General features: G+C 73.7%; 12 protein-coding genes. 1 reads left to right on the top strand and 11 read right to left on the bottom strand.

What is annotated here, in order from left to right; genetic code table 11:
* Positions 1-61 precede the first annotated feature (61 nt).
* The 8 genes from pyrF to pyrR form a co-directional block, all read right to left on the bottom strand.
* Positions 62-763: an orotidine-5'-phosphate decarboxylase gene (pyrF, locus tag ABWI07_RS42935; protein WP_353822065.1), complete on the bottom strand. Its 702-nt coding sequence runs from the start codon at positions 761-763 to the stop codon at positions 62-64.
* On the bottom strand, positions 760-1,740 hold the full coding sequence (locus ABWI07_RS42930) for a dihydroorotate dehydrogenase (RefSeq protein ID WP_353822064.1): 981 nt from the start codon (positions 1,738-1,740) through the stop codon (positions 760-762). The genes pyrF and ABWI07_RS42930 overlap by 4 nt, the downstream gene beginning before the upstream one ends.
* The gene (locus ABWI07_RS42925) at positions 1,737-2,624 is read right to left on the bottom strand and encodes an iron-sulfur cluster-binding protein (RefSeq protein ID WP_149257369.1); all 888 of its coding nucleotides are present in this window, start codon (positions 2,622-2,624) and stop codon (positions 1,737-1,739) included. Before ABWI07_RS42925 ends, ABWI07_RS42930 begins: the two co-directional genes overlap by 4 nt.
* Positions 2,625-2,697: 73 nt before the next feature.
* Entirely contained in the window at positions 2,698-6,066 is a 3,369-nt protein-coding gene (gene carB, locus ABWI07_RS42920) for a carbamoyl-phosphate synthase large subunit (RefSeq protein ID WP_353822063.1), read from the bottom strand.
* Complete coding sequence (gene carA, locus ABWI07_RS42915) at positions 6,066-7,181, bottom strand: glutamine-hydrolyzing carbamoyl-phosphate synthase small subunit (protein ID WP_149257371.1); 1,116 nt, start codon at positions 7,179-7,181, stop codon at positions 6,066-6,068. Before carA ends, carB begins: the two co-directional genes overlap by 1 nt.
* The gene (locus ABWI07_RS42910; protein ID WP_149257372.1) at positions 7,178-8,464 is read right to left on the bottom strand and encodes a dihydroorotase; all 1,287 of its coding nucleotides are present in this window, start codon (positions 8,462-8,464) and stop codon (positions 7,178-7,180) included. Before ABWI07_RS42910 ends, carA begins: the two co-directional genes overlap by 4 nt.
* Positions 8,461-9,402, bottom strand: coding sequence for an aspartate carbamoyltransferase catalytic subunit (locus tag ABWI07_RS42905; protein ID WP_149257373.1), 942 nt, complete (start codon positions 9,400-9,402; stop codon positions 8,461-8,463). The genes ABWI07_RS42910 and ABWI07_RS42905 overlap by 4 nt, the downstream gene beginning before the upstream one ends.
* Positions 9,399-9,959, bottom strand: a complete 561-nt coding sequence (gene pyrR, locus ABWI07_RS42900) for a bifunctional pyr operon transcriptional regulator/uracil phosphoribosyltransferase PyrR (protein WP_149257374.1) — start codon at positions 9,957-9,959, stop codon at positions 9,399-9,401. The genes ABWI07_RS42905 and pyrR overlap by 4 nt, the downstream gene beginning before the upstream one ends.
* A 436-nt stretch (positions 9,960-10,395) precedes the next feature.
* Between pyrR and bldD the strand changes: the two genes are divergently transcribed.
* Positions 10,396-10,890, top strand: coding sequence for a transcriptional regulator BldD (gene bldD, locus ABWI07_RS42895; RefSeq protein WP_021597992.1), 495 nt, complete (start codon positions 10,396-10,398; stop codon positions 10,888-10,890).
* Between the two features lie 39 nt (positions 10,891-10,929).
* Here the strand turns inward: bldD and ABWI07_RS42890 are convergent, their stop codons facing one another.
* From ABWI07_RS42890 to ABWI07_RS42880, 3 genes are all read right to left on the bottom strand, one after another.
* Positions 10,930-12,372, bottom strand: a complete 1,443-nt coding sequence (locus tag ABWI07_RS42890; RefSeq protein ID WP_353822062.1) for an MFS transporter — start codon at positions 12,370-12,372, stop codon at positions 10,930-10,932.
* Between the two features lie 84 nt (positions 12,373-12,456).
* Positions 12,457-13,707, bottom strand: a complete 1,251-nt coding sequence (locus tag ABWI07_RS42885; protein ID WP_353822061.1) for a cytochrome P450 — start codon at positions 13,705-13,707, stop codon at positions 12,457-12,459.
* 118 nt (positions 13,708-13,825) lie between these two features.
* Positions 13,826-15,046: a CoA transferase gene (locus ABWI07_RS42880; RefSeq protein ID WP_353822060.1), complete on the bottom strand. Its 1,221-nt coding sequence runs from the start codon at positions 15,044-15,046 to the stop codon at positions 13,826-13,828.
* Positions 15,047-15,327 lie beyond the last annotated feature (281 nt).

Raw genomic sequence — 15,327 nt, 5'->3', positions numbered from 1 at the left:
CGCCCCGTGCCCGCCCGGCCCGCGGCCTGGCCTGGCCCATGCCCGTTCGGGCCGTGCCCGTTCAGGCCGTGCCGGCGGACGTGCGGCGCAGCGCGGCGGCGATCCCGGCCGCGGCGGCGCCCGGATCGGGGGCGGCGGTGATGGGGCGGCCGATGACCAGCAGGTCGGCGCCGGCGGCGAGGGCGTCCTCGGGGGTGGCGACGCGGGCCTGGTCCTGGTTGCCGGAGCCCGCGGGGCGGACACCGGGCGTGATGAGCGTGATGTCCGGCCCGACCTCGGCGCGGACGGCGGCGGCCTCCTGGGGGGAGCACACGAGCGCCTGGGCGCCCGCCTCGACGGCGAGGACGGCGAGCCGGCGGACGGCGTCCGGGGCGGGCCCCGCGAGGCCGAGGGCGGCGAGATCGGCGTCCCCGAGCGACGTCAGGACCGTGACCGCGGCGATCTTGGTGGCGGGGACGGCCTCCACCGCCTCGCGGATCATCGCGGGCCCTCCGGCGGCGTGCACGGTCAGGTAGGCCGGCTTGAGGCGCGCCACGGCGCGGGCGGCGCCCCGGACGGTGGCGGGGATGTCGTGCAGCTTGAGGTCGAGGAAGACCTGGACGCGGCTGGCGCCCCGGACGCTGGCGACGACGTCCGGCCCGTACCGCAGGTACAGCTCCAGGCCGACCTTGACGGTGGAGACGTGCGGCGTGACCAGGGTGGCCCAGCGCGCGGCCGTCTCCAGGTCGGGCGCGTCCAGCGCGACGGCGATGGGGGCGGTCACAGCTTCTCCTTCTCGGGCTCTTGCGGGCGCACCTGGGGCGGGACGTACCCGGCGGGCTTGTGCGCGAGGCCGACGGCGTCGGCGAGGCGGGCGATGCGGCGGGCCGCGAGCGCCTCCTCCAGCTCCCGCAGCACGCGGGGGCCGGCCGTGGGGTCGTGGAACAGGGCGGTGCCGACGGCGACGGCGGAGGCCCCGGCGAGGATGAACTCCAGCGCGTCCAGGCCGGTGGAGATGCCGCCGACCCCGATGACGGGGGTGCTGGGCAGCGCGGCGTGCACCTGGTAGACGCAGCGGACCGCGATGGGCCGCACGGCGGGCCCGGACAGGCCGCCGGACACGCCCGTGAGGGCCGGACGCAGCGTCTGCGGGTCGATCGCCATGGCCTCCATGGTGTTGATCAGGGTGAGGCCGTCGGCGCCCGCGTCGACGCAGGCGAGCGCGATCGTGACGATGTCGGTCACGTCGGGGGCGAGCTTGGCGAAGATCGGGACGCCGGGCCGGGCGTGCGCGCGCACGGCCCGCACGACGGACGCGGCGGCGGCCGGGTGCCAGCCGAACATGCGGCCGCGGTCCTCGACGTTGGGGCAGGCGACGTTGACCTCGATCGCGGCGACGCCCGGGACGTTGCGGAGGCGGCGCGCGAGGTCGCCGTACTCCTCGACGCTGTTGCCCGCGACGGACACGATCGTGCGGACCTCCTGCTCGATGAGCCAGGGCAGGTCGCGCTCCAGGAACGTCTCCAGCCCGGGGCCTGGCAGGCCCATCGCGGTCAGGAGGCCGCTCGGGGTCTCGGTCACCCGGGGCGTGGGGCGCCCCGCGCGCGGTTGCGCCATGACCGACGTCGTGACGAAGGCGCCGAGGCGGGTGAGGTCGAAGAACTGGGCGAGCTCCCGTCCCGTCCCGCCGCACCCGGAGGCCGTCAGGACGGGATTGGGGAGCTCCAGAGGCCCGAGTGCGGTCGTGACCCGGTCGCTCACTGGGAGCCCCCTTCAGAGACGCTCAGGACGCGCGGCGCGCCGAGCGCGTCGAACGGGATGGTGCCGAGGTCGCCCCAGCGGACGCGGTCGCCGCGCAGGACGGGCCCGTCCGCGCAGGCGCGGATCATGCGGGTCACGCCGTCCTCGCCGTGGACGGGGAGCATGCACGTCATGCACACGCCGATGCCGCACGCGCCCGTCTGCTGGAGGAACTCCTCGACCGACACCTGCGAGGGCAGCCCGAAGGCGCCGGCGATCTGGGTGACCGAGCGGAGCAGGGACGTAGGGCCGCAGCCGTAGACGACGTCCGCGCCCGTCTCCTCGATGACCCGGGGCAGGACGTCGCGGACGGCGCCCTTCTCCCCCATCGACCCGTCCTCGGTGACGACGGCGGAGCTGTCGCCGATGCGCTGCGCCATCCGGGAGCCGAACACCTGCCGGGCGGAGGCGCCGGCGAGCACGAAGTGCACCTGGCAGCCGCGCCGCAGCAGCGTGTCGGCCAGCGCGAACACGGCCGCGCCGCCGGGCCCGCCGGCGACGAGCAGGCAGGTGACCGGGTCGCGGGGCAGCCGGAACGGGCGGCCGAGCGGGCCGACGAGGTCGAGCTGGTCGCGGGAGCGGCGGCCGGCGAGCCAGGCGGTGCCGGGCTCGGTGTCGGCGAACACCAGCTCGACGGTGCCGCCGTAGTCGGACTTGACCTCGTGGACCCCGAAGCACCGGCGGACCAGGCGGGAGGTGTGCTCGCCGCCCACCGCGAGCGCCACGAACTGGCCGGGCCTGAAGCGCTCGGCGATGGCCGGGGCCACCAGCGTCATCGCGCGGTAGTCCTGCACCTGGCGGACCGTCAGGACCGTCGCCGAGGTCTGCACCGGCGTGTCGGACACCCGTCTCCCTCTCCTCGTCGCGTACTCCGGGCGGGCCGGGCGCACGGCATGCGCCCGGCCCGCCCGGTCACTCTCAGCCGGGCGTCACAGTGCCTTGCCCGTCCGGGTCCGGCGCGCCGGCGCGGCCGTGCGCGCCGCTCAGCCGCTCGGCGTGCTCCTGGAGGGAGCGGACGCCGACCTGGCCGCCGGTGACGGCCTCGATGCCCTGCACGGCCGCCGCGAGCCCCTGGACCGTCGTCACGCACGGTACGCCCCGCAGCACGGCCGCGGTACGGATCTCGTAGCCGTCGAGCCGCGGCCCGGACTGGCCGGGGCTGCCGAAGGGAGTGTTGACGATGAGGTCGACCTCGCCGTCCAGGACGCGCCGCACGATCGTGGGCTCGCCGGACGGGCCCGGACCCTCGCTGTGCTTGCGCACGATCTTGGCACGCACGCCGTTGCGGCGCAGGACCTCCGCGGTCCCTTCCGTGGCAAGAATCTCAAAGCCCAGGTCAGCCAGCCGCTTCACCGGGAACACCATGTGCCGTTTGTCGCGGTTCGCCACGGACACGAACGCGCGCCCCTTGGTCGGCAGCGACCCGTAGGCGGCCTGCTGCGACTTGGCGAACGCGGTGCCGAACACCTCGTCGATGCCCATGACCTCGCCGGTGGAGCGCATCTCGGGGCCGAGGACGATGTCGACGCCCTGCCCGTGCTCGTTGCGGAACCGGTCGAAGGGCAGGACGGCCTCCTTCACCGCGATCGGCGCGTCCAGCGGCAGGGACCCGCCGTCGCCGGCCTCCGGCAGCATGCCCTCGGCGCGCAGCTCGGCGATGGTGGCGCCCATCATCACGCGGGCCGCCGCCTTGGCGAGCGGCACGGCGGTCGCCTTGGAGACGAACGGCACCGTGCGGGAGGCCCGCGGGTTCGCCTCCAGCACGTACAGGACGCCCGCCGACAGCGCGTACTGGACGTTCATCAGCCCCCGCACGCCGACGCCGCGCGCGAGCGCCTCCGTCGACTCGCGGATGCGGCGGATGTCGTCGTGCCCCAGCGTGATGGGCGGCAGGGCGCACGCCGAGTCGCCGGAGTGGATGCCGGCCTCCTCGATGTGCTCCATGACACCGCCGAGGTAAAGCTCCTCGCCGTCGAACAGGGCGTCCACGTCGATCTCGATGGCCTCGTCCAGGAAGCGGTCGACCAGGACGGGGTGCTCGGGGCTCGCCTCCGTGGCCCGCGCCATGTACGACTCCAGCGTGGCGTCGTCGTACACGATCTCCATGCCGCGCCCGCCCAGCACGTAGGACGGGCGGACCAGCACGGGGTAGCCGATCTCGGCGGCGATCTCCAGAGCCTCCTCGTAGGACGTGGCCGTGCCGTGCTTGGGCGCGAGCAGGCCCGCCCTGTGCAGGACGCGCCCGAACGCCCCCCGCTCCTCGGCGAGGTGGATGCTCTCCGGCGAGGTGCCCACGATCGGCACGCCGGCGTCCTTCAGCTTCTGGGCGAGCCCGAGGGGGGTCTGCCCGCCGAGCTGGACGATGACGCCCGCGACCTCGCCGGACTGCTGCTCGGCGTAGACGACCTCGAGGACGTCCTCCAGCGTGAGCGGCTCGAAGTAGAGCCGGTCGGAGGTGTCGTAGTCGGTGGAGACCGTCTCGGGGTTGCAGTTGACCATCACGGTCTCGTAGCCGGCCTCGGCCAGCGTGAACGACGCGTGGACGCAGGAGTAGTCGAACTCGACGCCCTGGCCGATGCGGTTGGGCCCGCTGCCCAGGATGATGACCTTCGGCTTCGCCCCCGGCGGTACCTCGGTCTCCTCGTCGTAGGCGGAGTAGAGGTAGGGGGTCTGCGCCTCGAACTCGGCGGCGCAGGTGTCGACGGTCAGGTAGACCGGGCGGATGCCGAGCGCGTGCCGCAGCTCGCGCACGACCTCTTCGGAGAGGTTGCGCAGCTCGCCGATCTGCGCGTCGGAGAAGCCGTGCCGCTTGGCGCGCAGCAGCTTGTCCTTGGTGAGCGCGTCGTCGGCGGTGCGGATCTCCTCCGCGACCTCGTTGATGGCGGCGATCTGGTCCAGGAACCAGGGGTCGATGCCGGTGGCTTCGTACACCTCCTCGATGGAGGCGCCGGCCCAGAGCGCGCGCTGGACGTCCCGGAGCCGCCCGTCGTGGGGGCGCCCGGCCGACTCGACCAGCGCGGCGGCGTCGGCCTCCCCCGCCCAGCTGAACGAGGTGCCCTTCTGCTCCAGCGACCGCAGGGCCTTCTGCAGGGCCTCGGTGAAGCACCGCCCGATGGCCATGGCCTCGCCCACGGACTTCATGTGCGTGGTGAGCGTGCCGTCGGCGCCGGGGAACTTCTCGAACGCGAACCGGGGCACCTTCACCACGACGTAGTCGAGCGTCGGCTCGAACGACGCGGGCGTCTCCCGGGTGATGTCGTTCGGGATCTCGTCCAGGGTGTAGCCGATGGCCAGCTTCGCCGCGATCTTGGCGATGGGGAAGCCGGTGGCCTTGGACGCCAGGGCCGAGGACCGCGACACCCGCGGGTTCATCTCGATGACGATCATGCGGCCGGTGCCGGGGTGCACGGCGAACTGGATGTTGCACCCGCCGGTGTCGACGCCGACCTCGCGGATCACCGCGATCGCGACGTCGCGCATGTTCTGGTACTCGCGGTCGGTCAGCGTGAGCGCGGGAGCGACCGTGATCGAGTCGCCGGTGTGCACGCCCATCGGGTCGAGGTTCTCGATCGAGCACACGATCACCACGTTGTCGTGGCGGTCGCGCATGACCTCCAGCTCGTACTCCTTCCAGCCGAGGATCGACTCCTCCAGGAGCACCTCGCCGGTCGGGGACGCGTCGAGCCCGGCGCCCGCGATGCGGCGCAGGTCGGCCTCGTCGTGGGCGAAGCCGGAGCCCCGGCCGCCCATCGTGAAGGACGGCCGGACGACGACGGGGTAGCCGAGCTCGCCCGCCGCGGCCAGGCAGTCGGCCATCGAGTGGCAGATGACCGACCGGGCCGACTCGGCGTTCAGGCCCTGCTCCCGGGCGACCTTGGCGACGACCTCCTTGAACCGCTCCCGGTTCTCGCCGGCCTGGATCGCGTCCACGTCGGCGCCGATCAGCTCGACCCCGTACTTGGCGAGGACGCCGCCCTCGTAGAGCGCGATGGCGGTGTTCAGGGCCGTCTGGCCGCCGAGGGTCGGCAGCAGCGCGTCCGGCCGCTCCTTGGCGATGATCTTCTCGACGACCTCGGGGGTGATCGGCTCGACGTAGGTCGCGTCGGCGAACTCGGGGTCGGTCATGATCGTGGCCGGGTTGCTGTTCACCAGCGTCACCCGCAGGCCCTCGGCCTTCAGCACCCGGCACGCCTGGGTGCCGGAGTAGTCGAACTCGCACGCCTGTCCGATGACGATCGGCCCGGAGCCGATGACCAGGACGGAGTTCAGGTCTTCGCGGCGCGGCATTACTTCGACGCCTCCATCAGGTCGCAGAAACGGTCGAAGAGCCCGGACGCGTCGTGCGGACCTGCCGCTGCCTCCGGGTGGTACTGCACGCTGAACGCCGGGCGCTCCAGCAGCCTCAGCCCCTCGACGCACCCGTCGTTGAGGTTGACGTGGCTGACCTCGCCGGGTCCGTAGGGGGTGTCGAACGGCCCGCCGACGGGGGCGTCCACCGCGAACCCGTGGTTGTGCGCCGACACGTCGACCTTGCCGGTCGTCCGGTCCTGGACGGGCTGGTTGATGCCCCGGTGGCCGAACCTCAGCTTGTAGGTGCCGAGGCCGAGCGCGCGGCCGAAGATCTGGTTGCCGAAGCAGATCCCGAAGAACGGCGTCCCGGTGTCGAGGACGCCCTTCAGCGCCTCCACGGCGTAGCCCGCGGCGGCCGGGTCGCCCGGGCCGTTGGAGAAGAACACGCCGTCGGGGGCGAGGGCGAGGATGTCCGCGGCCGTGCTGGTCGCCGGCAGGACGTGCACCTCGCAGCCCCGCTCGGACATCCGGTACGGCGTCATCGACTTGATGCCGAGGTCGACGGCCGCGACCGTGTAGCGCTTCTCGCCCCGCGCCGGGACGACGTAGGGCTCCGTGGTGGAGACGTCCCGGGCCAGGTCGGCGCCCTCCATCGAGGGGCTCTGCCGGACGCGCTCGACGAGGGCGTCCTCGCCGCCGGCGGCGGCGGCGCCGCTGAAGATGCCGGCGCGCATCGCGCCCCTGTCGCGCAGGTGCCGCGTCAGCGCCCGCGTGCCGGGCATGGCGATGCCCACGACCCCCTGCTCGCGCAGCGCGGAGCCGAGCGAGCCGGTGGCGCGCCAGTTGGACGCCACCCGGGCGGGCTCGCGCACCACGTAGCCGGCCACCTGGATGCGGCGGGACTCGGGGTCTTCGGCGTTGACGCCGGTGTTGCCGATGTGGGGGGAGGTCATCGCCACGATCTGGCGCGCGTACGAGGGGTCGGTGAGGGTCTCCTGGTAGCCGGTCATGCCGGTGTTGAAGACCATCTCGCCGAAGGTCTCGCCTTCGGCCCCGTACGCGGCCCCGCGGAACACCCTGCCGTCTTCCAGAACGAGCAGAGCAGGGTTCATTGGAGCTTCCCTTCGAGGACGGTCGGCTTGCCGCGCAGGAACGTCGCGACGACCCGGCCGGGCAGCTCCAGCCCCGCGAACGGGGTGTTGCGGCTCTTGGAGGTCATCGCGGACGGGTCCACGGCGCGGCGCGGCGACGGGTCGTACAGCGTGATGTTGGCGGGCGAACCTGCCTCCAGCGGACGACCCTGTCCGGAAAGGCGGCCGATGCGGGCGGGGCGGACGGACATGCGGTCGGCGACCCCGGCCCAGTCGAGCAGGCCGGTCTCGACCATCGCCTCCTGGACGACCGGCAGCGCCGTCTCCAGGCCGATCATGCCCATGGCGGCCACGGCCCACTCGGTCTCCTTGGCCTCGACCGGGTGGGGGGCGTGGTCGGTGGCGACGCAGTCGATCGTCCCGTCGGCGAGGGCGTGCCGCAGCGCGGTGACGTCGTCGGCGGTGCGCAGCGGCGGGTTGACCTTGAAGATCGGGTCGTAGGACCCGGCCTTGGCGTCGTTCAGCAGCAGGTGGTGCGGGGTGACCTCGGCGGTCACCGGGCAGCCCTTGCTCTTGGCCCAGCGGATGATCTCCACCGAGCCGGCCGTGGAGACGTGGCACACGTGCAGCCGCGACCCGACGTGCTGGGCGAGCAGCACGTCCCGGGCGATGATCGCCTCCTCGGCGACGGCGGGCCAGCCGCGCAGGCCGAGCGCGGCGGACATCTCGCCCTCGTTCATCTGGGCGCCCTCGGTGAGGCGCGGCTCCTGGGCGTGCTGGGCGACGACGCCGTCGAACGCCTTCACGTACTCCAGGGCCCGGCGCATGATGACCGCGTCCGACACGCAGTGCCCGTCGTCGGAGAAGACCCGCACCTCGGCGGCGGAGTCGGCCATCGCGCCCAGCTCGGCGAGCTGCTCGCCGGCGATGCCGCGGGTGACGGCCCCGACCGGCTGGACGTCGCAGTACCCGGCCTCGCGCCCGAGGCGCCACACCTGCTCGACCACGCCGGCCGTGTCGGCGACGGGGTCGGTGTTGGCCATCGCGTGGACGGCGGTGTACCCGCCCATCGCGGCGGCCCGCGTCCCGGACTCGACGGTCTCGGCGTCCTCCCGGCCCGGCTCGCGCAGGTGGGTGTGCAGGTCCACGAGACCGGGCAGCGCGACCAGCCCCCCGGCCTCGACGACCTCGGCCCCGGCCTCGTCGAGCCCGGCCCCGACCGCGGCGATGGCGCCGTCGCGGACGAGGATGTCGGCGGCCTCTCCGCCGAGGATCCGGGCGCCCTTGATGATGTAGGTGCTCACTGGGGGACCTCCTGGCCGATGGCGGGCTCGGAGCCTCCGAGCAGCAGGTAGAGGACGGCCATGCGCGCGCTGACGCCGTTGGCGACCTGCTCGACGATCGTGGAGCGGACCGAGTCGGCGACCTCGGCGGCGATCTCGACGCCGCGGTTCATCGGCCCGGGGTGCATGACGATCGCGTGCTCGGGCAGCTCGGCCATGCGCTCGGCGTCCAGCCCGTAGCGGCGGCTGTACTCGCGCACGGTCGGGAAGTAGGCGGCGTTCATGCGCTCCTGCTGGACGCGCAGCATCATGATGACGTCGCTCTTGGGGATGACGGCGTCGAGGTCGTAGGAGACCGCGCACGGCCAGGTGTCGATCGCGACCGGCAGCAGCGTCGGCGGCGCGACCACGGTCACGTCGGCGCCGAGCGTGTCGAGCAGCAGGACGTTGGATCGTGCCACGCGGCTGTGGAGCACGTCGCCGACGATGGTGACCTTGCGGCCCTCCAGGTCGCCCAGGCGCTTGCGCATCGTGAACGCGTCCAGGAGCGCCTGCGTGGGGTGCTCGTGGGTGCCGTCCCCGGCGTTGACCACGCTGCCCTGCACCCATCCGGCCAGCCGGTGCGGCGCACCGGAGGCGTTGTGCCGGATGACGACGCCGTCCGCGCCCATCGCCTCCAGCGTGAGCGCCGTGTCCTTCAGGCTCTCGCCCTTGGACACGCTGGAGCCCTTGGCGGAGAAGTTGATCACGTCGGCGGACAGCCGCTTGGCCGCGGCCTCGAACGAGATGCGGGTGCGGGTCGAGTCCTCGAAGAACAGGTTGACGACCGTCCGGCCGCGCAGCGTCGGCAGCTTCTTGATGGAGCGGCCCGCGATCTGCGCGAGCTCCTCGGCCGTGTCGAGGACGAGCAGCGCGTCGTCGCGGCTGAGGTCGGCGGCGGAGATCAGATGGCGGTTCATTCGGCACCCCCCGTCGGGCCGAGCAGCACCGCGTCGCGCCCGTCGTTCTCGTCCAGCAGGACCTTCACGGTCTCGCGCATCGAGGTGGGCAGGTTCTTGCCCACGTAGTCGGCGCGGATCGGCAGCTGCCGGTGCCCGCGGTCGACCAGCACCGCCAGCTGGACGGCGCGGGGCCGGCCGAGGTCGTTCAGCGAGTCCAGCGCGGCGCGCACCGTCCGCCCGGAGAACAGCACGTCGTCGACGAGCACGACGACCCTGTCGTCGATCCCCTCGGGGGGCAGCTCCGTGCGGCCGAGGGCGCGCGCGGGACGCATGCGCAGGTCGTCCCGGTACATGGTCACGTCGAGCGAGCCCCAGGGCACCGGGCGGCCCTCGACCTCGCGCAGCGCCCCGGCGAGCCGCTCGGCCAGCGTCACGCCGCGGGTCTGGATGCCGAGCAGCAGGACGTCGTGGCCGCCCTTGGTCCGCTCGAGGATCTCGTGTGCGATGCGGGTCAGCGCGCGTCTGATGTCGGGACCCTCGAGAACGGCCTTGGGCCGGGGGTCACCGTCCGCCACGCGCTGCTCCTGCCTGGAGGCAGCATTCACCGCCGAAACCTCCTTCCCCGCCTCACGGGACGGGCCTTAAAGGACGTCGTGTCCCCCACACGTTAGCAGCCGGTCACGTTTGCCCCGCACCCCGGACCGGCCCGCGTCTTCGCAGGTGAGAGGGGTCACATTCGGGGGCATGCCGGACGGGGGCGCGGACGCGCGGCAGGGCCGCCGGAGCCCCGCGCGCACGGGGAGGAGGGGATCCGGACCGGCCGGATCGAGTCCTGCGGATTCGACCGCTTTTTTCCAATCAGCTTGACCTGGGGCCGTACCCGTTTTACCGTCACTGTCCGTAACCATCCCTGGAGACAGACTCTTGGAGCCCCCGGGCTTCGCGAATCTGTCTCCCCCCGGTGACAAGCCGGGGTCCGACGACGACGAAAGTGAGCCTGGGGGCCGCATAATGCCGTCTGAATACGCTAAGGCTCTCGGCGCGCGCCTGCGCGCCATCCGCACCCAGCAGGGCCTGTCCCTGCACGGCGTGGAGGAGAAGTCCCGCGGCCGCTGGAAGGCCGTCGTCGTGGGTTCGTACGAGCGGGGCGACCGCGCCGTCACCGTTCAGAAGCTGGCCGAGCTCGCCGATTTCTACGGCGTGCCGGTTTCCGAGTTGCTGCCCGGCGGAGCCGCGCCGAGCCCGCTCGGGCCTACACCCAAGCTCGTGATCGATCTAGAGCGGTTGCAGCAGCTTCCGAAAGACAAGGCCGGTCCTCTCGCCCGCTACGCCGCGACGATCCAGAGCCAGCGGGGCGACTACAACGGAAAGGTCCTGTCCATCCGCCAGGAGGACCTGCGTTCACTCGCGGTCATCTATGACAAGTCCCCGACCGAGCTCACCGAGGAGCTGATCGGCTGGGGCGTCCTCGACCCGGAGGCGCGGCGCGCCGTCGAGTCGTTCTGATCGACCCGCCTGTTCCACCGCTTCACCGCACGACCCGCTTCACCGCACGACCGTGACGGGGTCCGGCACCGCGCCGGGCCCCGTTCCGCGTCCGGGGCCCCTTCCGCGTCCGCGCCGTCCCGGACGCGGGACGAGCAGGGCCAGCGGGACGACGGCCGCCGCGACGGCGGCGCTCACCGCGAACCCGCTGGAGAACCCGCCCTCGCCGGGGACCGCCACCACGATGACCGCGCTGATCTGCGTCCCGAGGGACGCGCCGACCGTGCGGAGCAGCGTGTTGATGCCGGTGGCCACGCCGGTCTCCCCGGGCGGCACGGCGGCGACCACCAGGGTCGCCACGGCGGCGTAGGCGAAGCCCAGGCCGACGCCCCGCGCCAGGCCGCCCACGTAGAGGTGCCACATGGCGCCGTGCTCGACCGCCACGAACGCGTAGCCGAGGCCGGTCAGCGCCGCGCCGCCGAGCAGGACCGCGCGCGAGCCGACACGCCGGTCGAGAAGGCCCGCCGTCATGCCGGCGACGGTCATGCCGATGCTGGCGGGAAGCTGGAGCAGCGCCGCCTGCGTGGCCGTCCCTCCGAAGCCGTACCCGGTGTCCGCCGGGAGCTGGACGAGCAGGGGGAACAGCAGCCCGCCCGCCATGAGCGCGTAGCCGGACAGGAGCGAGGCGGCGTTCGCCGTCCACACGCCGCGCACCCGCATGAGGCGCAGGTCGATCAGGGGCTCGGGCACGCGGCCCTCCACCCAGAGCCACGCGCCTGCCGCAACGAGTGCGAGAGCGAGCAGGCCGAGCACGCCGGGGGACGTCCAGCCCCAGTCCATCCCCTGGGTGAGGGCGGTGAGCGCGGCCACCAGCCAGGCGGCGAAGAGGGCCGCGCCCCACCAGTCGACCCGCGCGGCGGCCGTGCGCGAGGCCCCGCGGCGGTCCGCGGCCGGGACGATCCACCAGGCGAGGACGATGCCGGGCACCAGGCCCGTGACCGGCACCCACAGCAGCCACCGCCAGCCGAGGAAGTCGATGATCGGCCCGGCCAGGCACCACGACACGGCGCCGCCGAGCCCCAGCATGGACGACATGAGCCCGACGGCCGGGGCCCGCCGGGCGGCCGGGACGATGTCCCGGATGATCGTGTACGCCAGCGGGAAGACGCCGCCGCCGATGCCGCCGAGGACCCGACCGGCCAGCATCACCGGGACCGTGCCGGCCAGGGCCGCGACGACCGTCCCCGCGGTCGCGACGGCGAGCACGGCGAGGAGCACCCGGCGCGGCCCGTACAGGTCGCCGAGCCGCCCGACCACCGGGGTGGCGACGGCCGCGGACAGCGTCATCGCGGTGAGCGCCCACGCCGCCCCCGCCGGGGTCGTGTGCAGGCCGTCCTGGATCTGCGGCAGGGCGGGCGTCACCACGGCCATCGACAGCGAGTACGCCATCACGCCGAGGAAGGCGAGCAGCGGGACCAGCCCGCGCACCTCCCGCCCCGCCACCGTGCCCTCCTTGGTTCGCCTCCCTAACAATCTCATACCGGGGCGAAACGCCTTCAAGCGCGGGGCGGGGCGGGCGGGGTGCGGTCAGTCCGCGGGCGCGCTCCAGGCCACGGGGAGGGCGGAGGGGCCGTTGATGACGTGGCCCGGCTTGCGGGTGATCTCGTCCGACGGCACCGCCAGGCGCAGGGACGGCAGCTCGCGGGTGAGCAGCGCGACGGCCGTCTCCACCTCCATGTGCCCGAGGTGCCGTCCGATGCAGTGGTGCGGCCCGTAGCCGAAGGACAGGTGCCGGTTCGGGGACCGGCCGAAGTCCATGCGGTGCGGGTCGGTGAAGACGCGGGGGTCGCAGTTGGCGGCGTCGTGGGACGGGATGACCAGGTCCCCGGGCAGGAGCCGCTCACCGCTCGGCAGCGTCACCTCGCGGGTGACCCGGCGCGGCAGGTCGTCCGCCGCGGTGGTGGAGAACAGGCGCTCCAGCTCGGTGACGGCCCCGGGGACGGCCTCGGGGTGGGCGGTGAGGTAGGCGTAGGCGGTCTCGTGGTCCTCGTAGGGGTGGGTGAGCAGGACGTGGATCTGCGTACCGATGCTGCTCGCGACGGTCTCCCAGCCGCCGAGCACGAGGGTCATCGGCAGCTTGACCTGCCGGTCGAACGGCAGGTCCGCGGCGCCGGCGGCGACCTGGGAGAGCAGGTCGCCGGACGGGTCGCGCCGCCGCTCCTCCACCAGGCCGCTCAGGTAGCCGACCATCGCCATCTGCGCCTCGGCCGCGTCGACGCGGGTCTGGGCGCTGGTGCCGAGGAACGCGTCGCCCCACGCGTGGAAGCGCAGCCGGTCCTCCTGCGGCAGCCCCATCATGTCGCAGATCAGGTCGAGCGAGAACGGCAGCGCGAAGGCGGTGACGAGGTCGGCGGGCTCCTCGCCGGCGAGCATCGTCCGCAGCTGGGCGGCGGCCCGCTCCCGCGCCGTGCGCCGCAGCCGCTCGGTGGCCTGCGGGGAGAACCAGTCCTTGACGGCGCCGCGGACGGCCGCGTGCCCGTCCAGGTCCAGGCCGAGCATCGTCCCCTCGAGGTCGACGGCGTCGGCGTCGAGGGCCGCCTCGCGGGAGAAGACCTCCTGGTTGCGCAGCACCTGCTCGACGTCGTGGTAGCGGGTGACGAGCTTGGCGGTGGTCCCGTCGTGGCGCCGCACCTCGGCGACGCCGGTGCCGGTCTCGCGTATCTCGTGGTACCGGGCGTTCTTGTGCAGTCCCGGACGGTTGACGCCGTCGGCGTCGCTGTCGAGCGGGTGCGGGATGTGGGCGGGCGCGGACTGCTCCGGGGCGGCCTCGAGGGCCATCGGGCGGATCCCTTCGTCGTTCGGACGCGACGGGGCACGCCGGCCCGACCTTCACGGCAGGCCAAACGAAACCCACTTTTCGGAATGCCTACGGGAAGGATTTCCACGCCCGCGGTGATCACAAACCCATGATCGTCCCGTTGGCTCGCAGCGCCTCGACGCGCTCGGGGGGCAGGGCCAGGACGTCCCGGAGCACCTCCTCCGTGTGCTCGCCGAGGGTCGGGGCCGGGACCGGCGGCAGGGAGGCCTCGCCGAGCCGCACCGGTGAGCCCGGCGCCAGGTGCGGGCCCACGCCGGGCTGGTCGAGCGGCGCCATGAGCGGCTCGTCCCGCAGCCCGGCGGCCACCTCCGCGAAGTCGCGGTAGCGGGACCACAGGACGGACGTGCCCTTCAGCCCGGCCGCGACCTGCTCGCAGGTACGGGACGCGAACCACGACGCGAGCACGCCGCCGAGCGCCTCGCGGTGGCCGTAGCGGTCGCCGGCGCGGCGGAAGTCGGCGCCGAGGGCGCGTTCGAGGGCCTCGACCACCTCGCCGAGGCCGGTGGCCTCCACCAGGTCGCGCCAGTGCCGGGCGGTGAGGACCGCGACCATGACCCGTCCGTCCGCCGTGGCGAAGTCGCGCCCGAAGTCGCCGAAGAGGCGGTTGCCCAGGCGCGGCCTGGCGGCTCCGAGCTGGGCCTCCGCGAGGTACCCGAGGTTGCCCGCGGTGGCCAGGGCGACGTCCTGCAGCGCGACCTGGATCCGCCGGCCCTCGCCGGTGCGCAGCCGGTGCCGCTCCGCCGCGAGCAGCCCGACGGCCATGTAGAGGCCGCACGCGACGTCCCAGGCGGGCAGCGCGTGGTTGACGGGGGCCTCCCGGTCGGGGGGTCCCGTGATCGTCGGGAACCCCATGGCGGCGTTCACCGTGTAGTCGACGGCGTTGCCGCCCTCCCGCGTCCCCTGGAGCCGGACGTGGATCAGGTCGGGCCGGGCGGCCTTCAGCTCCTCGTAGCCCAGCCCCGGCCGCGGCGGCGCGTTGGTGAGGAGGATGCCGCCGTCCGCCACGAGCCCGGCGACGAGGCCGCGCCCCTCGGGCGAGCGCAGGTCGACGGCGACCGAGCGCTTGCCCTTGTTCAGCCCGGCCCAGTACAGGCTCCGCCCGGACGGCGCGAGCGGCCACCGGTCGATGTCGGGCCCGCCGCCGATCTGGTCGACGCGGATGACGTCCGCGCCGAGCTGCGCCAGGGTCATCCCGCCCAGCGGCGTGGCGACGAAGCTGGACAGCTCGATGACGCGCATCCCGTCCAGCGGCAGCTCGGTCGGCTCTGCTGGATCAGACGGCGGTGGCAGGTCGGTCATCGGCCATGTCTACCAACGCCCCGCCCCGCGCCGGGAGCCGGGGTGAGCCACCCCGCGGGACGCGCAGGACCGCCTCGGGGGCGCAGGGAGACGCGCCGCCGGGCGGAAACGGGACAGCGCCACGGGGCGAGGTGAGACGGGCGGTTGGGATCGCGCCGGCGGGGCCGGCTCGGGGGGTGGCGGTCCCGCCGGCGCGATCGGTCCGAAGACCCGAGGCGGCCGGCCGACGAGTTGCAGCGCCGGCACCCGGAGGTCCGGGTGGACGCCACGGTGCTCTACGT

The sequence above is a fragment of the Actinomadura sp. NPDC000600 genome (genome assembly GCF_040492135.1).
Classification (GTDB): Bacteria; Actinomycetota; Actinomycetes; order Streptosporangiales; family Streptosporangiaceae; genus Spirillospora.
The sequence above is the reverse complement of the archived record's forward strand: the minus strand, read 5'-3'. Positions and strand labels throughout refer to the sequence as shown.